A 17652-nucleotide genomic window follows, 5' to 3' on the forward strand; every position below is an offset into this window, starting at 1 on the left:
GGAGCCGGGAGCCGGGAGCCGGGAGCCGGGAGCCGGGAGCCGGGAGCCGGGAGCCGGGAGCCGGGAGCCGGGAGCCGGGAGCCGGGAGCCGGGAGCCGGGAGCCGGGAGCCGGGAGCCGGGAGCCGGGAGCCGGGAGCCGGGAGCCGGGTAGCAGAACTCTGCTTGTCGGCTCACAATGGACTGATGTCCCGGTCGGTGGTTGGTCATCGTGTCGGGTGATTCGGGCGCCGGGGTACCGATGGGGTTGGATGCTCGGCGGTGGGCGACGGTGTCGGGTGCCCGGACGGTGTTGGCGGTTGGTCGGACGGTGACGTCGACGGTGCGCTTGCTGGAGGTCTTGGATCTGTTCCGGGACGACGTGCGGGTGCAGGTCCTCTTCGTGGTGGATCCGGGGTCGGTCTTTCGTGATGGTGTGCGGGAGTTGCTGGGGTCGGTCGGGGCGAAGATCGTTTCGTGGGATCTGGTGGCGACTCTCGATGTCGATCTTGTTCTGACGGCGAGTGAAAATGTGGAGCTTGCCGGGGTAGTGGCTCCGGTTGTGGTACTTCCTCACGGGGTGGGGTTCCACAAGCTGATTTCTGTCCGCGACGGTGGTGTCCGTGTTTCGGGGGTGGTCCCGGATCGGGTGGCGGCGCGGGATGATGTGGCGCTGGTGGTGTCGCATCCGGGGCAGATCGCGCAGTTGAAGCAGGTGTCGCCGCTGGCGGCGGAGCGGGCGGTGGTGGCCGGTGACCTGACCTATGACCGGTTCGTAGCGAGCGGGCGGTTGCGGGATCGGTACCGGCGCTTTCTGGGGGTTGAGGACGGCCGCCGGCTAGTGGTGTTGACCTCGACGTGGCGGGATCAGTCGTTGTGGGGGCGGTGGCGCAGCCTGCCGGAGCAGGTGCTGGCCGCGTTGCCGGCGGATGAGTACCGGGTGGCGATGATCCTGCATCCGAATGTGTGGTTCGGGCACGGCCCGTGGCAGGTCCGTACGTGGTTGACCCGGGCGCGGGAGGCGGGGCTGATGGTGGTGCCGCCGACCGCGGGCTGGCAGGCGACGGTGCTCGCCGCGGATGTCGTGGTGGGCGACCACGGATCGGTGACCTTCTACGCCGCCGCGATGGACACGCCGCTGCTGCTGGGTGCCTTCGGAGACGAGGCGGCTCCCGCGACGACGATGGCCGAGTTGGGTCGCCTGGCGAACCGGCTGGATCCGGAACAGCCGTTACGGCCGCAACTCGACGTCGCAATGGCAGGGCACCGACCCGGCCGTGTCGCTGCCCTGGCGGGGGAGGCGTTCGCGTTGGTGGGCCAGGCCAGCTCGACGTTACGGGACCTGCTATACGAGCGGTTGAACCTCACACCACTTCCCGGCCCGGCAGCGGTACACGCCTGGCCGGTTCCGGTCCCGGAACACACGCCCGCCGCCTCATTCGTCGTCTACACCACCGTGGATGTTCTCGGGGTGGTGGTACGGCGGTATCCGGCAACCGTGGAGCCGTATCCGGAGGAGGAGACGGGCCGGGTGCTCCGGCACCGCGCGGTCTATGACGACGAACCGGATCTGCGGTCGGTGGAGAACGCCTCGGTCATCGTCCGGCGCGGCACCTGCGACGAGGCGACCGCCACGGCCTGGGCAACAGCCGAGTTGCACCGGAACCCCGGTGTACGACTCACCGCCGCCTCCTCCGGCCGCACCTGCGTTGCCGTGTTGGACGACAACCGGCAGGTTACTGCGACGTCGGAATGGATCCATGATCCGATGCTGCCGGCGGCGGCCATCTACGCTCTTCTCCGTCTCCGACGCCTCACCGATGGTGCAGTTACGGTTCGCGTTGGAGGCTGCGAGACGCCCTTCGAGGTGCGCATACACGTGAGCTGAACGAGGCAGGAGCCTGCCCACTGAGCAGCGAGTGCACCTTACCGTTTCGCGGATCGCAGCGGTGAGTCACATCGGGTGAGCTGGTGTCGTGGGGTGGAAGTAGGCTCCCGCTCATGCGTCCTGCGACCGCTATCGACGAGTTGACCAAGCTGAAGACGGAGGCCGCGACGGCCGGTGGTTTCGTGCGCCGGTCGGGCGATTTCGAGTCGTGGAAGGGCCGGGTGCGCGGGTCTTCGTCCGAGCCTTGGGCGCAGAGAACAACCTCGTCGACCGGTTCGACAAGGTTCGGTACACACTCATGATGATGACGGATCTGACGCCGCAGTCGTCTTTCGACGACGCGCGGCGGCGGGGAGTGGAACGAGCGCTTGGGCTGATCGACGCCGCTGTCTACGAGCTGGGCTTGGCCGGTGGTGATGAGCCGGTGGACGAGCACGCGTACGACCCCGAGCTGTGGGCTCACGTGAAGACCCTGGTCGACGACGAACAGTGGGGAATGGTGGCGAGCCAGACCGCGATCTTCGTGGAGAACCAGATCCGGGGCTGGGCCGGCAACCCGCAGGGACGCGACGGCAACCTCGTCGGTAAAGCTCTTTACACCGACGTGTTCGGGGACGCGAGCGACTACCGGCTCGGCCGCCAGGCCAGCGAGCGTGAAGGCTGGCGGGCCCTTGGCGTCGGCTTCGCCCAAGCGCTGAGCAACGTCGACCGGCACCGGATCCAGGACCGCGATGACGCCAAGCGCTACGCCCTCGGCGTGCTCGGCTTGGGAAGCTTGCTGCTGACGCAGTTGCGGCACGAACATGGCGACATCCTCAAAACCGACACGTGATGCCCGTCAACCGTCCCTTTCCGTCCGGCTGAGCATGACTTCGTTTACGAGTCTGCCGAACCTGTTTGGGTTGGGAGTCTGGCCCGAAGTTCGTCCGCGTGGGGATTATGGGTTGCGTCCAGGATTTGCGCGGCGCGGGTGAGTGACTGTTCGGCGGCTTGCTGGTCGCCGAGCCGTTCCGCGACGGTGGCCAGCGTTTCCAGGGCTTGCGCTTCGTAGTGTGAGGCGCCTCGGGCGGCGAGGACCTGCACCGCTTCCACCAGCGCTTGGGCGGCCCGTTCATCCTGGCCGAGGTGGGCGTAGGCGGTGCCGAGGCTCGCCAATGCCCGCGCGGCCATCCGCCCGTCGTCCATGGCGCGTAGCTCGTTTAACGCCTGCGTCAGTGGGGTGATGGCCTGTTCGTGCTGGCCGGTCGCGTCGAGTGAGCAGCCGAGGAAGTACGTCGCGAGCGCCGCTCCGCGCCGTCCGTCGGGGCCGCCGGCCTGCTGGTTCGCCGCTATCGACTGTTGGTAGGCGGCGATGGCCTGTTGCGGGTCGGTCTTGTCCAGGTAGCGGCCTCGGAACTCCCACACCGAGGCCAGCAACACCGGGTTGCCGCAGCGTTCGGCGAGCGTCAGCGCCAGGTCCAGCTCGTCTCTGGCCCGGTCGAGCTGGTCCAAGTCCAACAGAGCCCGCGACGCCAACGTCCGCATCCGCGCTTCAACGTCGACCCGGCCGACCTGCTGCCCAGCCATGGCACCGAGGCGGCACACGTCGATCAGCTCGTGGGGTCGTCGTTCATTGAGGTATAGCGCGGCCAACGCCTCGGCCAACTGCCATACCCGCTGCGGCCAGCCCCGGTCCGCGCAGAGCCGCAGCACCGCCATCAGGCTGGCCCGCTCCCGCGACAACCACCCTTGCGCGCCAGCCGCACCACCGGTGAACGGGTCGCCTGTCTCGGTGCGGAGTTGCTCGTGATCGGCGAGGCGGAACCGCCGCACACCCATCACCGCGCGGTCGGCGTACGCCGCCCGTACCAGGTAGAAGTCCGCCAACGCCTCCAGCGCCCGCTCCGCGGTCTGTGGTGGTTCGTCGGTCCGGCCTCGGTCGGCGGCGTGCCGACTGACCAGACCGAAGAACCGGCACCGACCCTGCGGCAGCTCCTCGACCAGGTTCGCCGCCCGCAGCGCGCCCACCGCCGCCCGCGCCCTCGGCACAGGAACACCGAGCAGCGCGGCGGCTACCTCGGCGTCGAACTCCAGCCCTGGCACGAGGCCGCCGACCCGGTACACCCGCGCCGCGTCATCCGGTAGCGCTTGGTACGCGGCGGTGAACACCATCGACACCCCGGAGCTTCCGTCCAACGACAGCGCGTCCAGCCCCTCGCGTAGTTCCGCGACGAACTCCGCCACACTCAACGTCGGCTCCACGACCAGCCGCGCCGCCGCGACCCGCAACGCGATCGGCAACCCGGCACACAGCTCGACCAGCTCCGACACCAACGCCGGCTCACCGCCGAAACGATCCGTTCCGCAGACCGCTACGAGGGCTTCCCGGGCGCTTACCTCATCCAGAGGATCGATCATCAGCAGCTCCGCGCCGTCCAGTTGCAGCTCACCGACCCGGTACGCACTCGTGGCGACCACGACGCTGCCAGGGGCCTTCGGTAGCAGCGCGCGGACCTGCCGGGGCTCGGTCACGTCGTCGAGGACCACCAGCACCGCAAGTTCCGCCGTGCAGGTCCGGAACAGATTCACCCGCTCGGCAGCCCCGGCGGGGATGTGCTGGCCGTCCACGCCCAGGTCGCGCAGACAACCAGCCAGGGCCTCACCCACCGCAGCCTCGCCACCGACCTCCGAACGCAGCGCGGCGAAGTCGACGAACAACTCACCACCCGGGAACCGGGCACCGACGCGTTCGGCGATCCGCCGAGCCAACGCGGTCTTGCCGACCCCCGGCAGCCCACTCAGTACCGAAATCCGCAACAGTGCCCCGCCAGCGGGGGCGGGGAGGCCAAGACCGTCCAACCGGTCAAGCTCCCGGACCCGGTTGACGAAGTAGCGGTCTGACGCCGGGACCTGCCGAGGCACGCGCGCCACCCGAGGCAGTGCCGGTGGCAGCGACACGATCACGTCACCGAGGTGGTAGCCGGCCTGGACCACCGCGCCGGCGGACCCTGACCCGGAGAACTCGTTCGACACCGACGACAAGCCCACGAGCTGACCATCGGTGCTGGCACCGCGACCGCTGGCCTCGTCGGCACCGTCCACATTCACTCCCGATCAGTCCTCCACGACAGGTTTCGGCCCGCCTGTCGCAATTGAACCTCACCTTACGCGACCTGACAGCACCTGACCGCGAGGTCGCCGGCCTCCCGATCAGCCCCGGTCACCTACCAGGACTGGCCGACGTTGCTCGAACGGGACTGAGTCGACGCCGTCCTCCGACCAACAGAACCCCTGCCGCGCCAACTTGCCGATCATCGTGGGACTCGACAGCCGGCGCCGGCTGTCGGGCGTCGGTCAGGCAGCCGTTCGCCGGGCGATGTCGTCCGGATCAGCGAGGTCGGCGAGGCGTAGCCGGGCTCCGGGTCGGCGGTGGAGCCACCACACGTCGTCGGCGGGGCTGGCGGCCCGTTGTGTGGTGCTGTCGCGGGCTGCGGTGGCGACGGGTAGACCACGTCGGCGTCGGTGAGGCGGGCGTGTAGGTGGCGTTCCCGTACGGTCGAGTGGAGCCAGAACAGCACGGTCCAGATCCGGTTGGTGACTCGGGCCAGGTTCATGTAGCCGTCGATTTTGTCGACCACGACCGGGAGCGGTTCGGTGCCGGTGTCGATCTCGGCGAAGAACCGGAGGCTGGTGCGGTGTTCGGTCCAGATCCCGTGTCCGTCGGTGCGGACCCGTGGCCGGTAGATGTAGACCTGCGGCGGGTCGTCGGGTTCGGCGAACGCGCCGGGGCGTTGGAAGCGGGAGGCGGGCCACCACCGGTCCAGGCTCGCGCCGAGGTGGGTGCGGGCGTGGCCGGCGAGGTCGGTGAAGAACCCGTTGACCGCGAGAAGGTGCGGCAGGTTGGACGTGTTCGTCAGGTGCCAGCGCCGTTTACGGGCCTGGTCCTTACGCGGCAGGTCTTCGCCACGGTGCGCGGCGGTGCCGACGATCAGCGCCACCCGCGGAACCCATCCGGTCGCCCGCCCGGCGCGACGCTGCGCCACCAGGTACAGGGGTGCGACGATCTCTAGCCCGTCAGCGCTGATCGGGAACGTGGTTTTCGGGCAGCAGCAGCCGGTCCAGCTCGGCCAGTTGCTCGGCCCGAACGGTGAAGTCGGGTACGGCGGCGGGTAGCTGGGCCGGCGCGGGACGGCCGGCCGGGCGTGACAGCGACATCGCCGGGCGCTCCGGCGGGACAGTGACCTGCCCGCGCAGGACTCGCAGGTGCGCCTCCCGGACCTGCGCACCGGGCTCCACCCCCAACTCGACGCCGAGGCGCTTACCCAGGTCGGCGAAGACCGCCAGGGCCGCGGCCTGGTGGCTGCAGTTCCTCGTGGCGCAGACGGACGTCAGTGGCGTGTGGGCGGCTCCGCGCCGCACCCGGCTGACCGTCTACCTCGCCGGCACCGCGGTGAATCTGGTCATCGCCGCCGGCTGCCTCCTGGCGCGCGCCGCCATCCCCGCGGGCCACGCCCACGACCTGCTCGCCGCCGCCACCCTGCTGGCCCTGCTGGCCCTGCTGCTGATCCCCACCGAGCTGCTGGTCTTCATGCGCACCGACGCGTACTACGTGGTGCAGGACCTTGCCGGTTGCACGAACCTGTACGCCGACGGGTCGGCGTACGCCCGGTACCGGGCGAAGCTGCTGTGGCACGGGCTGTCCCGCGGGCGCGTCGACCGGCCGACCCCAGCCGCGCACTGCCCCGGCACGAACGCCGGGCGGTACGGGCGTACACCGCTCTGCTCGTCGGCGGCACCGTCGCCTGCCTGACCGTGGCCGTCACGGTCACCCTGCCGTTCGCCGTGACGCTGCTCGCTCGGGCCGTGGTCACCCTGGGCAGTGGCGCCTCGGTGACGAAGGTGGGCGACGCGGCCGCGATCCTCGCGGTGACCGGCGGCGTGGTGACCCTCTGGACCCGCGCCTGGTGGCGGCGGCACGGCCACCAGATCCACCGCCTCCTGGCCCGGCCACATTCGAGAGGGGAGGGGAGGTGACCCGCATGGCGACCATCGAGATCCGCAAGCTCGACAAGATCGAGACGACCGGCGCCTGCAACGACATCAACAACTGATGACCGGCGCACGCGGCACTCGGGAAGCGGGCGGCCACGGCCGGACACCCGCTTCCCGACATCCGCGTCCGCCCGCATCGACGAACCAGCCGTTCGGGGCCGAACACCACGTCGTCCAGCCGAACGGCGGCCCGTCCGTCTGTCCGCAGTACACGGCGCGTGCAGGTACAAGGAGAACTGGTCCTCGGGAAAGTTGCGGGCGCAGGCGGCGAGGTACGCCGTTTCGTAAGCTAGCGGCCATGCGGCCTGACGCCGGTAGAACTGCGTGCCCGGACGTGCGGCGAGGAAGAACGCGGTGCCACCGTTGGCGCGCAGTACCGGATCGTCGTCGTAGGTGACGAGTTCGTACTCGTCATGGCCGATCGGGTCCGCCCGGTCCCAAATCGGCAACCGCGGCCGCCCAGTGCCGTCGTCGAGAGGTTCACCGGGCCATTCGTGATCGGGGCTGTCGTAGTACCAATGGCCCGGATAGGTGAGCGCGAGTGTCTTGATGCCGAGCTTTCCCGCGAGGATCCTCGCGATGTTGTCGAGGAACCGGTGATCGCTCCCGCCGCCGTGGAGGAGCAGGGCCCCGACCGCCTTGCCGTCCGGGCCATGAAGCACGTGACCGGTCTTCGGCGTGTACAGCCACCCTGCGATGTCCCAAGCCATGCTCGCACAGTCGATTCGAAAGTACTCGTTGCGGCGCTCGTAGGGAATGTCGGGACGGTCCAGGACGTCGGCCGACAAGGCGGCGAGTTGCGCGGCGTCGATCTCGCGGATCTTGTCCATCATGATCTTCGCTCAAGCGGCCGTCGACGCGGTCGCGGCTAGGTAGTCGCCGGCAGCCGCAACGCCGACGACGTCTGCGTACTTCTGGTCCATGTCGAAGAGGTTGATCCAGTGCGACGCCTCGGTTCGGTCGAAGCACGCGTCGGAGACGACACCCACCTTGTAGCGATGTGTGGCGGCATCAACGACCGTTGCCCGGACACACCCGCTGGTCGACTCTCCGCACACGATCAAAGTGTCGATGCCCAAGGCGGTGAGGTGGAACTTGAGCGGGGTTCCCTGGAAAGCGCTCGGTGCTGTCTTCTCGACCACCAATTCGCCCGCACGCGGATACACCTCGTTGACGAGCTGGTAGGCACGCGCCCGCTCCTCGGCAGTCAGCTTGCTCAAAACGTTGCGAGTCTCACGTGCCCACGGGCTCGCGAAGCCTTCCAGCAGACCGATGTGGACGACCGGGACGCCGACGCTGCGGGCCTGATCAAGCAGTGTGGCGATGCGGTCGACGGCTTCCCAGCCCTGGCTCCCGCACGACATTGGCCACCGCTTGACCGACTCCAAGATGTCGGCACGCTCGGTTCCCAAGGCAGCGTAGTAGACATCGACAACCAACAGAGCAGGCTTCGAACCGAAACCGAACGGCTGCGTCTTCTCCCGGCCTGCACGCCGCAGAACTTCTCTGTCTCGATCGGTCAGGAACCTGTCCCATCCGGCTTGTTCCATCAGTCTTTCCTCTCATGCCGTCAACGCCGCGGACACATTGGTCTCGACGAGTTCGCTGCGGACCAGAAGCGCGCCGCCGTCCAGCGGAGTGACCCATACCTCGTCCTCGATCTCGAAGAGGTGGCTGCCGCGGTAGAGCCGCACCTTCATCGTCTGCTGGCCTGTCTGCACCGCATAGTCGGTGTGTTCGCCGCGATAGACGACCGCCTTGACAACCCCGCGCCACGCCGTGGAGTCGGGCCTGGTCGCGCGCAGCTTGAGACTTTCCGGGTGCAGGTAGACATCGACCGCGTCACCGGTCCTCAGCTCGACTCCGCAGGGAGCTGACAGCGGGCCCAGCGGCGACCCGACGGTCGCCGCCGCACGGTCAATCGTCTCGACGATGCCCTGCACGATGTTGCAGACACCCATGAAGCCCGCGGTGAAGGCGTCCTTTGGTGAAGAGTAGATGTCCCGCGGTGTACCTCGCTCAACGATCTTCCCGTCGCGCATGACGACGATCAGGTCGGACATCGCGAGGGCCTCGCCTTGGTCGTGTGTGACAAAGACCGTAGTGATACCGAGTCGGCGCTGCACCGAGCGCAGCTGGACGCCCATCTGGTCGCGCAGGCCGGCGTCGAGGTTGCTCAACGGCTCGTCCAGCAACAGCACCCGGGGCTCGCGGACGAGAGCGCGTGCCAGCGCGACCCGCTGCTGTTGTCCACCGGAGAGGTCGGGCGCGGGACGATCGGCGAGTGCGCTGAGTCCGACCAACTCCAAGACCTCCATCGCCTTCTCTTTGGCGTGGGCCTTCTTCGTGCCGCGTCGGATCATCAACGGGTAGGCGACGTTCCCGAGCACCGTCATATGCGGCCAGATCGCGTAGGACTGGAACACCATGCCGATCGGCCGTGCGTGCGCGGGAACGAAGTGACCGGACGACTGCGAATAGACGGTCTCATCATCGATCGAGATGCGACCGCCGGTCGGTCGCTCGAGGCCCGCGATCATCCGCAAGGTCGTGGTCTTCCCGCAACCGCTTGGGCCCAGCAAGGTCACGAACTGCCCCTCGGGGACATCGAGCGAAATCTCGTCGACGGCGAACTCACGCTCGATGCTGTTCCCCTTGGTCGGGAACCGCTTGGACAGGGCGCTAAGTGAGATCATTTCCGCATGGGACCCTTTGAGTCGGTGGGATAAATCGACAGCCCTTGGCCGCGACTGATGCGGTGCATCAGAAGCAGGAGGCAGACAAGCAGCAGGGTCATTAGGACGCCTAGAGCGGCCACAAGCGGGTAGGAGTTCCCGTTCGACCAGAGGTTGTAGACCGTGACCGCGAGAACCTGGTTGTCATTCGTGTAGAGCAGGATGATTCCCGAGACCTCACGGAACGTGAGCATGATCGCCCAGAGTGCGGAGGCAAGGAGAGCCGGTCGCAGCAGGGGCAGGTAGATCTTCCATATTGTTTTACCCCAGCTGCCACCGCTCGTCGAACTCGCGTCTTCCATGTCCTGGTGGATCTGGTTCATGCCCGCCACCATGTATTGCATCGAGTACGGCATGCTCACCGTGACGTAGGCGATCACGAGGATCGTCAACGTTCCGTACAGGTGGATCGGAAGTGGGATCACGAGGTACCAGAACAAGATCCCGACGCCGATGATGATGCTCGGCACGGCGATCGGCACCATCGCGAGGAAGTCGAGCACGCCGCGGCCTTGCGTCTTGGTCTTGACCGTGATGAATGCGACCACGGTGCTGACCGCTGTGACGATCAGTGCTGAAATCAGCGCGGCGAGCACGCTGTTTCGCGCTGACACCAACAGCGACGGCGTCTCGAAGATCCGCCGGTAATTGTCGAACGTGAGGTGGCTCAGCGCGTCGATGCTTGGCGAGCGATATCCGTCAGTGACCGAGGACCATAGCAGCATGAGCATCGGCAGCACCGCCGTGACTATGAAGAACACTGCCGCTACGCTCCTGCCGAGCAGACGCCAACGGCCCAGGGGCACCGTGGTCGGGCGGAATCCTTTGCCGGTGATCGTCTGGGCGCGCGACTTGCGCACGAAGTACTGCGAGACGAGCAAACCGGCGGTTGCGATAATCAGGACGTACAGGCCGATCGCGCCGATCGTGCCGTAGTCCGGTGGAAATTCCTTGGTAGCGGAGAAGATCTTCGTGACAAATACGTGGTTGCCACCTGGGACGCCGATCAGCTGCGGCACCTCGAACGTCGAGATGGCCAGCACGAACATCAAGAAGCCTGCCGAGATGATGCCTGGCCGCACCAGCGGCAGGGTGACGCTGCTGAACACCTTGAACGGTTTGGCACCGGACATCCGCGACGCTTCCTCCATGCTCGAGTCCAAGCCGGTAAACGTGGCCAGTCCCATGAGGAAAGCGAGCGGCGCGAGGTGGGTGGCCTCGACGAGAACCATGCCCGTTACGGTGTAGATGTCGAACGTGGGGAGCCCGATCACACGGAACAGCTTGTTGAGGGCTCCCGCGTCGGGAGACAACAGCAGGGTCCACGCCATCGTGCCGAGAATGCCGGGCAAGATGAGAGGGAACAACGAAGCCGCCCAGATCAACGGCTTCCACGGGCAGTCCGTACGTGCCACGAGCCAGGCGAGGCAAAAACCCAACGTGGTGGCGAGCGCGGCGGACGCCGCGGAGTAGCGGGCCGACGTGGCGACGAGATCGCCAAACCGGGGGTCGCGCGCGGTGTCCAGGACGTGATCGAGGGTCCAGGATGATGTCGCACTCGAGAGGAACGTCGTGCGAAGGCTGGCGTATAACATGGTCACTACCGGCACGACGGCCAGGTAGGCGACCACGAGGGCCGCGGCGATCAGGGCGATGCTGCGCGCCGAGATGCGCTTCAGACCTCGGTGATCCGACGGAGCCCGAGCCAGGGCCGGCGGCCCAGTCGCAGGGGTCTGGGAGGGTTGACGCGCCGCACCACGGAGACGGGTCATGGTTGCGAACGATCCATGAGTGCCGTGGGTGTGGGCCACGGGCGCGAACGCCCGTTCCCCACACTCGTTCGGTCAGGGGACACGAATGGCCTCCCGATACTCATTGAGCTTCGCGTTGTACTCGTCCATGCTGAGCATCGGAGCGAACACAGGCGACCACTTGCTCGGATCCCAGACCGTCGGGTTGTTCTCGACGTCGTCGCGCACCGAAGTGAACCCGGTGGCCTTGATCATTACGTTCTGGCCCTCCTGGGTGCCCCACCAGTTGATGAACAACCGAGCGGCAGCCGGATTGGGCGCATCCTTGGCAAGCACCTGGAAGTAGGGCACCGTCAGCAACGGATTCAGGTTGATGAAATCCACGGTGTCCGGGGTCGACGCCTTGGCCGGCGCTGCGTAGGTGCCGTAAGAGACCGCGGCAGCCGGCTCACCGGCCTGCACCTGCGTGATGCCTTGGCTGTTGCTCTCTACCAGCCGTGGATTGTTGGCCCCGAGCCGTTCCAGCAAGTCTTTCGCCTTGTCCGGCCCCATCGCTGCGATGAGGCTGGTGTAGAGGTCGGCGCCGTGCGGCGTCATAGAGAAGTTGCGCTTCCACTCGGGCTTGGTGAGGTCCTCGAGCGACGCCGGGGGATCAATGCCCTTCTTCTTGAGGGTCTGGGGATTGTAGGCGACTGCCCTTGTCGTCACGAACGCAATCGACTGGTAGCCCTCGGGAACTCCGTCCACACCCTCGGGAAGTTCGGGCATCGTTTTCGGCGTGTAGGGTTCGAGGGCGTTGATCGAGATCAACTGGCTCGTGTGGATGCCGTCCTCGGTGATGACGTCAGCGACGAACTTGCCGCCACGCTGTTCGGTGTTCACCCTCGCGACGAGGTCGTCAACGCCGAGCGTGATCGCCTGAACGTCAACGCCGGGGTACGTCTTGTTGAACGCCTTGGCGACTTCGGCCATCGCCTTTTCGTTGAGCGGCGTGTAGATGGTGACCTTGCCCTCGTCCTTGGCCTCCGTGTACAGGTCATCGACAGAAAGTGAGTTGAGGGAAGTGGATCCGCGACCGCCTCCGCCGTCCCCGCCACCATTTCCACACGCGACCAGAGTGAAGGGGAGAACCACGCTCGTCATCGCAAGCACCAGATAGTTGCGTCCTCGGACCGGACGCCGCTGGCTCGCCCTCGCGCCTACGGTCCTTCTGATTGCCATGTTCGTTCCTATCGTAGAATCGCGAGCGGCCACCGAGGTGGGACCAACGTCCTGAGCTCGCCGTCGCTCGTTGACGATCGTGCGATCAAACGCCCTGCGGCCACCGCCGACAACCGCCGTGTACCGATCACTGGAACGGCGAGCCCACGCCGTTCGCGGTCCGGATGCTGGATTGATGACACGGCCCCGACGGCGCAGCTCTCGCGATCCAACGCCACGAGCCGGGCGTCCTGGTAGCTGCCATCGCAGGCGCACTGGTCCACCACAACACGCCCAACCCGATCAGCCTGTGACGACCGCACGCCATTTGGCTACGGATCTCGGTCCGAGTACCTCACGTGCTGGTCCGTCACGCGCCCGGTGTGCACCTGGTCGAATACCGCCGCTCTGCTAACGGCTGCCGTGGCGGCCCAGCTGAGGCGACGGATAGACAATTAATGCGGCGCTCCGCCGAATGCTGCTGCTGGCGGGCGCCGGTGGAACGTGGCCGGAGGCGCTACCGCGAGCGCAGCCGGTCCAGCGCGATGTCGACGATCATGTCCTCCTGTCCGCCGACCAGCCGCCGGGCGCCCACCTCGACCAGCAGATCGCGCGCGGCCACGCCATACTCGCGGGCCGTCGTCTCCGCGTGCCGCAGGAAGCTGGAGTAGACGCCCGCGTAGCCGAGCGTCAGGGTTTCCCGGTCCACCTGCACCGGCCGGTCCTGCAACGGGCGGACCAGGTCGTCGGCGGCGTCCATGAGTGCGAAGAGGTCGCAGCTGTGCTGCCAGCCTTGCAGCGAGGCTACCGCCACGAACGCCTCGATCGGGCAGTTGCCGGCCCCGGCGCCCTGTCCGGCAAGCGAGGCGTCCACCCGCAGCGCACCGGCCTCCACCGCCACGACCGAGTTGGCTACCCCGAGCGCCAGGTTGTGGTGCGCGTGGATGCCGATCTCGGTGCCCTCGTCCAGCACGTCGCGGTACGCGCGCACCCGGTCCCGCACGTCGTCCATGGTCAGCCGCCCGCCTGAGTCGGTGATGTAGACGCAGTGAGCGCCGTAGGACTCCATCAGCTTGGCCTGTTCGGCCAGGCTGGACGGGTCGTTCATGTGCGACATCATCAGGAACCCGGCGACGTCCATGCCGTTCTCCCGTGCCCACGAGACGTGTTGCGCCGAGATGTCCGCCTCTGTGCAGTGGGTTGCGATCCGCACGCTGGTGACCCCGAGGTCGTGCGCTCGCCGCAGGTCGTCCACGGTGCCGATGCCGGGCAACAGCAGGGTTGTGAGCCGCGCGCGCCGGACCACCTCGCGCGCCGCCTGAATCCACTCCGTGTCGCTGTGGCTGCCCGGACCGTAGGTGAGGCTGCCGCCGCCGAGGCCGTCGCCGTGCGAGACCTCGATCGCGTCCACCCCAGCCGCGTCGAGCGCCGCAGCGATCTGCCGCACCTGGTCCAGCGTGTACCGGTGCCGGATGGCGTGCATGCCGTCCCGCAGGGTCACGTCCTGTACGTAAACGCTGGTCATCGGGTCACCTCCAGCTGGCGCTCGGCCATCCGCTCGGCGACACGGAGCGCTGCCGAGGTCATGATGTCGAGGTTGCCGGCGTACGACGGAAGGTAGTGCGCCGCCCCCTCGACCTCTAAGAAGACGCTGACCCGCATCAGTGGTTCGCCGGGCGGCACCTCGGCCAGCGTGCCCACCGGCTCGTCGACGGCGACCCGCGTGAACTGCACCTTCTGCTTGAGCCGGTACCCTGGGACGTACGCTTGGACGGCGGTCACGGCGGTGCGGACCGATTCGGTGATCGCCGCCTGGTCGGCCTCGCCGACCAGGCAGAGAACCGTATCCCGCATGATCATCGGCGGTTCGGCTGGATTCAGGATGATGATCGCCTTCCCGCGCGCCGCGCCGCCGACCCGCTCGATCGCGAGCCGGGTTGTTTCGGTGAACTCGTCGATGTTGGCGCGGGTTCCCGGACCGGCCGAGCGCGAGGCGATCGACGCGACGATCTCCGCGTAGAAGACCGGGGTGACCGCTGCGACGGCCGCGACGATCGGGATGGTCGCCTGGCCGCCGCAGGTAACCATATTGACGTTAGGCTCTGCCAGGTGGGCGTCGAGGTTGACAGTGGGCACCACGTACGGGCCGATGGCGGCCGGCGTCAGGTCGATCATCCGCTTGCCGTGTGGCCGCAGCGCCGCGGCATTGCCCCGGTGTGCGCCGGCCGACGTCGCGTCGAGCACCAGTTCGATCTCGTCGAAGGCGGGCATTCGGATCAGACCGGGCACCCCCTCGGCGGTGGCGGGTACGCCCAGCCGGGCTGCCCGGGCCAGGCCATCGGACTCCGGGTCGATGCCGACCATCGCGGCGATCTCGAGCGAGGGTGAGAGCCGGAGTAATTTTATCATCAGGTCACTGCCGATGTTGCCGGACCCGATGACCGCCACCTTGGTTCTACTCATTGGGTTACCTCCGTGAATCATCGCGGCGTCGCGGGCTCGGCGTCGCCGAAGCGCGCGGTCACCGTGCCCAGCCCGGCCAGCTCTGCGTGGAACACCGCGCCCGGCGCAACCGGCACCATCGCGCCCAGCGCGCCACTGAGCACCACCTCGCCAGCGCGTAGCGGGGCACCCATCTCGATCGCGGTCCGGGCCAACCAGGCGACCGAGTCCAGCGGGTTGCCGAGACAGGCCGCGCCTGTGCCGCTGGAGACCACCGTCCCGGCCGACGTCATGGTCATCTGGACCGCCGGCAGATCCAGGCTGGCGAGCGGGACGGGCATCGAGCCGAGCACGACCGCTCCGCTCGATGCGTTGTCCGCGATGGTGTCGACGATGCTGATGTCCCAGCCAGCGATCCGGCTGTCCACCACCTCGATGGCCGGGAGGACGGCGCGGGTCGCGATAGCCACCTCGGCCGCACCGATCGAGCGGCCGTCCAGGTCGGCCCCGAGGATCAAGGCTATCTCCGCCTCCACTCGGGGCTGCAGCAGCCGCTCGTACGGGATGAGCTCGCCGTGCTCGTACATCATGTCGTCGAACAGGGTCCCGAAGTCGGGCTGGTCCACGCCGAGTTGGCGCTGTACCACCTCGGCGGTCAACCCGATCTTGCGTCCGACCGGGCGGTAGCCGCGGGCGATCCGGTACTCGGTGAGCTTTCGCTGTACTGCGTAGCCGCCGGCGACATCGCCGGGAGCGAACAGGTCGCGGATGGGCGGGCAGGGCCGCCGCCGCTCCTGCGCGTCCCACAGGATGCCGGCTGCGGTGCGAACTCGGTCAGACATCGAGCACCAGCCGTTTTGATAGTGCGCGGGATACGCACGGCAGTAACACCTTGCCGCCCGCCCGCTCTTCCTCCGACAGCAGCGAGTCGCGGTGGTCCGGCACGCCGTCGATGACCCGGGTCTCGCAAGTGCCGCAGATGCCCTCCCGGCAGGCGCTCGGGATCCACACGTCCACGCTCTCCAGCGTGTCCACGATGCTGGCATCCGGCTCAACCAGGACGCTCGTACCGGAGCGCTGGCAGATCACCTCGAACGGCGCCCCTGGGTCCGGCTCACCCTCCTGGGGCTTGGGGGCGAACCGCTCCAGCCGCAGGCTGCCCGGCGGCCAGGCGGCGCAGCGTGCCTCCACCTCGGCCAGCAGCGGCTCCGGGCCGCAGCAGTAGATTAAGGTATCCGGCTGCGCCTCGCGGAGCAGCGTGTCGAGGTCGAGCAGCCCGCGTTCGTCCTGCGGGACCAGCTCCACCGCGTCGCCGTACTCGGCCAGCTCGACAAGGAACGGCATGCTGGCGCGGGTGCGGCCGCCATACACGAGATGCCATTTCCGCCCTTGCGCGGCCACCTGCCGCACCATGGGCAGCAGCGGGGTGATCCCGATGCCCCCGGCAAGGAACAGGTACCGGGGGGAGGTCTCCAGCCGGAAATGGTTGCGCGGCCCGCCCACGCGTACCGTCTGGCCAGGACGTAGCCGGTCGTGGACGAAGGCGGAGCCACCGCGGCTGCCGGTGGTTCGCCGGACCGCAATCCGATAGCGGCGCCGGTCGGCCGGATCGCCGCACAGCGAGTACTGCCGGATCAGGTCGCCGGTGCGCAGGTCCAGGTGCGCCCCCGGCTCCCAGGGCGGTAGATCACCCCCATCCGGGGTCGTCAGCACCACCGACAGCACCCCGTCCGACTCCCAGGTGAGCTGCCTGGCCAGCAACTCGATATCGGTCATTAGCGTTGTCCGGTCAGAAACGCGATGTTCAGCTCGTTGAACCGGTCGGCGTGCTCGTGCTGCGGCCAGTGCCCGCACTCGCCGAAGATCTCCAGCCGTGAGCCCGGGATCGACGTCTGCATGCGCTCGGCCTCGGGTATCTCGCCGAACGGGTTCTGCGCCCCCCAAATCACCAGGGTTGGTGCGGTGATCCGACCCATCTGCTCGACGGTCAGCAGGTCGGGTTGGCGGTTCTCCATCTCCTGTAGGCAAAGTAGGTTGTCGAGCGCTGCCTTGAATTCGGGCCGGTGGTAGATGGCGTGCCGCACCTCGACCAGCTCGTCGCTGACGTCGTGGGCCGGGTCGTACATGAGCAACTCCAGCCGCTTGCGGGTCAGGGCGATGTCATCGCTGTTCACCGCCGCTCGGGTGCTGTTCTTGATCCGCTCCATCACCGCTGGGTTCGCTACCGTGCCGCCCGGCGCCACCAGGGTGAGCCGGCCCACCCGGTCCGGGTGCTCGACGGCGAACCGGCCGGCGACCCAGCCGCCGAGCGACTCGCCAACCAGGTGCGCCCGGTCGACGCCCACCGCGTCGAGGTAGGCCAATAGGTGCGCGACGTAGCGAGGGATCCGGTATGGGTAGTCTGGCCCGTCGGTGTAGCCATGGCCGAGCATGTCGATCGCGTGGCAGGCGAACTGGCGGGCGTGCGCCGGGATGTTGCGGATAAAGGCCTCGAGGTGGCCGCTGGTGCCGTGGAGGAAAATAACAGCTTCGCCCTCGCCGGCCCGCAGGGTGCGGGTGCGTACCCCACCGGCGTCCACGTAGTCGAGAGAGAACGGCACCCCGGTCAGGTCGGTCCAGATAGTCATC

At 67.7% G+C, this 17652-nt stretch carries 16 protein-coding genes; 4 read left to right on the forward strand and 12 right to left on the reverse strand.

The annotated features are described in order from the left end of the window. Positions 1 to 308 precede the first annotated feature (308 nt). Entirely contained in the window at positions 309 to 1865 is a 1557-nt protein-coding gene (locus KJS59_RS15155) for a hypothetical protein (protein ID WP_213453512.1), read from the forward strand. A 304-nt stretch (positions 1866 to 2169) separates the two neighbouring features. After that, entirely contained in the window at positions 2170 to 2697 is a 528-nt protein-coding gene (locus tag KJS59_RS15160; RefSeq protein ID WP_213453513.1) for a TIGR02391 family protein, read from the forward strand. A 44-nt stretch (positions 2698 to 2741) separates the two neighbouring features. On the opposite strand, the gene KJS59_RS15165 is transcribed toward KJS59_RS15160, so the two are convergent. From KJS59_RS15165 to KJS59_RS15175, 3 genes are all read right to left on the reverse strand, one after another. Further along, positions 2742 to 4946 carry an NB-ARC domain-containing protein gene (locus tag KJS59_RS15165; protein ID WP_213453514.1) on the reverse strand — a complete coding sequence of 735 codons (2205 nt, stop codon included), beginning with the start codon at positions 4944 to 4946 and terminating at the stop codon, positions 2742 to 2744. A gap of 209 nt (positions 4947 to 5155) precedes the next feature. Then, positions 5156 to 5842, reverse strand: coding sequence for a replication-relaxation family protein (locus KJS59_RS15170; RefSeq protein ID WP_249714233.1), 687 nt, complete (start codon positions 5840 to 5842; stop codon positions 5156 to 5158). 76 nt (positions 5843 to 5918) lie between these two features. Then, positions 5919 to 6263, reverse strand: a complete 345-nt coding sequence (locus KJS59_RS15175; RefSeq protein ID WP_213453515.1) for a BTAD domain-containing putative transcriptional regulator — start codon at positions 6261 to 6263, stop codon at positions 5919 to 5921. Between KJS59_RS15175 and KJS59_RS15180 the strand changes: the two genes are divergently transcribed. Next, positions 6241 to 6654, forward strand: a complete 414-nt coding sequence (locus tag KJS59_RS15180; RefSeq protein ID WP_213453516.1) for a hypothetical protein — start codon at positions 6241 to 6243, stop codon at positions 6652 to 6654. The genes KJS59_RS15175 and KJS59_RS15180 overlap by 23 nt on opposite strands. A gap of 2 nt (positions 6655 to 6656) precedes the next feature. Then, positions 6657 to 6878: a hypothetical protein gene (locus KJS59_RS15185; protein ID WP_213453517.1), complete on the forward strand. Its 222-nt coding sequence runs from the start codon at positions 6657 to 6659 to the stop codon at positions 6876 to 6878. 860 nt (positions 6879 to 7738) lie between these two features. On the opposite strand, the gene KJS59_RS15190 is transcribed toward KJS59_RS15185, so the two are convergent. From KJS59_RS15190 to KJS59_RS15230, 9 genes are all read right to left on the reverse strand, one after another. After that, positions 7739 to 8446, reverse strand: coding sequence for a cysteine hydrolase family protein (locus tag KJS59_RS15190; protein ID WP_213453518.1), 708 nt, complete (start codon positions 8444 to 8446; stop codon positions 7739 to 7741). Positions 8447 to 8458: 12 nt separating this feature from the next. Beyond that, complete coding sequence (locus KJS59_RS15195; RefSeq protein ID WP_213453519.1) at positions 8459 to 9592, reverse strand: ABC transporter ATP-binding protein; 1134 nt, start codon at positions 9590 to 9592, stop codon at positions 8459 to 8461. Further along, positions 9589 to 11403: an ABC transporter permease gene (locus KJS59_RS15200; protein WP_213453520.1), complete on the reverse strand. Its 1815-nt coding sequence runs from the start codon at positions 11401 to 11403 to the stop codon at positions 9589 to 9591. The genes KJS59_RS15195 and KJS59_RS15200 overlap by 4 nt, the downstream gene beginning before the upstream one ends. A 72-nt stretch (positions 11404 to 11475) precedes the next feature. Further along, entirely contained in the window at positions 11476 to 12525 is a 1050-nt protein-coding gene (locus tag KJS59_RS15205) for an ABC transporter substrate-binding protein (protein WP_213453521.1), read from the reverse strand. 574 nt (positions 12526 to 13099) lie between these two features. Beyond that, positions 13100 to 14107: a 4-hydroxy-2-oxovalerate aldolase gene (gene dmpG / locus KJS59_RS15210; protein WP_213453522.1), complete on the reverse strand. Its 1008-nt coding sequence runs from the start codon at positions 14105 to 14107 to the stop codon at positions 13100 to 13102. Then, complete coding sequence (locus KJS59_RS15215; RefSeq protein WP_213453523.1) at positions 14104 to 15045, reverse strand: acetaldehyde dehydrogenase (acetylating); 942 nt, start codon at positions 15043 to 15045, stop codon at positions 14104 to 14106. The genes dmpG and KJS59_RS15215 overlap by 4 nt, the downstream gene beginning before the upstream one ends. 17 nt (positions 15046 to 15062) lie before the next feature. Further along, positions 15063 to 15866, reverse strand: coding sequence for a 2-keto-4-pentenoate hydratase (locus KJS59_RS15220; protein WP_213453524.1), 804 nt, complete (start codon positions 15864 to 15866; stop codon positions 15063 to 15065). Then, positions 15859 to 16800 (reverse strand): PDR/VanB family oxidoreductase, encoded by a 942-nt coding sequence (locus KJS59_RS15225; protein WP_213453525.1) that lies wholly within the window; start codon positions 16798 to 16800, stop codon positions 15859 to 15861. Before KJS59_RS15225 ends, KJS59_RS15220 begins: the two co-directional genes overlap by 8 nt. Next, entirely contained in the window at positions 16800 to 17651 is an 852-nt protein-coding gene (locus KJS59_RS15230) for an alpha/beta fold hydrolase (RefSeq protein WP_213453526.1), read from the reverse strand. Before KJS59_RS15230 ends, KJS59_RS15225 begins: the two co-directional genes overlap by 1 nt. Position 17652 lies beyond the last annotated feature (1 nt).

This window comes from Rhizomonospora bruguierae, from assembly GCF_018397995.1.
In the GTDB taxonomy this organism is placed as follows: Bacteria; Actinomycetota; Actinomycetes; order Mycobacteriales; family Micromonosporaceae; genus Rhizomonospora; species Rhizomonospora bruguierae.

Excerpts from the sequence above, each read along its gene's own strand:
- KJS59_RS15160 (WP_213453513.1), top strand. The coding sequence starts at position 2,170 with ATGACGGATCTGACGCCGCAGTCGTCTTTCGACGACGCGCGGCGGCGG.
- KJS59_RS15190 (WP_213453518.1), bottom strand. The coding sequence starts at position 8,446 with ATGGAACAAGCCGGATGGGACAGGTTCCTGACCGATCGAGACAGAGAA.
- KJS59_RS15195 (WP_213453519.1), bottom strand. The coding sequence starts at position 9,592 with ATGATCTCACTTAGCGCCCTGTCCAAGCGGTTCCCGACCAAGGGGAAC.
- KJS59_RS15200 (WP_213453520.1), bottom strand. The coding sequence starts at position 11,403 with ATGACCCGTCTCCGTGGTGCGGCGCGTCAACCCTCCCAGACCCCTGCG.
- KJS59_RS15205 (WP_213453521.1), bottom strand. The coding sequence starts at position 12,525 with ATGACGAGCGTGGTTCTCCCCTTCACTCTGGTCGCGTGTGGAAATGGT.
- dmpG (WP_213453522.1), bottom strand. The coding sequence starts at position 14,107 with ATGACCAGCGTTTACGTACAGGACGTGACCCTGCGGGACGGCATGCAC.
- KJS59_RS15215 (WP_213453523.1), bottom strand. The coding sequence starts at position 15,045 with ATGAGTAGAACCAAGGTGGCGGTCATCGGGTCCGGCAACATCGGCAGT.
- KJS59_RS15220 (WP_213453524.1), bottom strand. The coding sequence starts at position 15,866 with ATGTCTGACCGAGTTCGCACCGCAGCCGGCATCCTGTGGGACGCGCAG.
- KJS59_RS15225 (WP_213453525.1), bottom strand. The coding sequence starts at position 16,800 with ATGACCGATATCGAGTTGCTGGCCAGGCAGCTCACCTGGGAGTCGGAC.
- KJS59_RS15230 (WP_213453526.1), bottom strand. The coding sequence starts at position 17,651 with ATGACTATCTGGACCGACCTGACCGGGGTGCCGTTCTCTCTCGACTAC.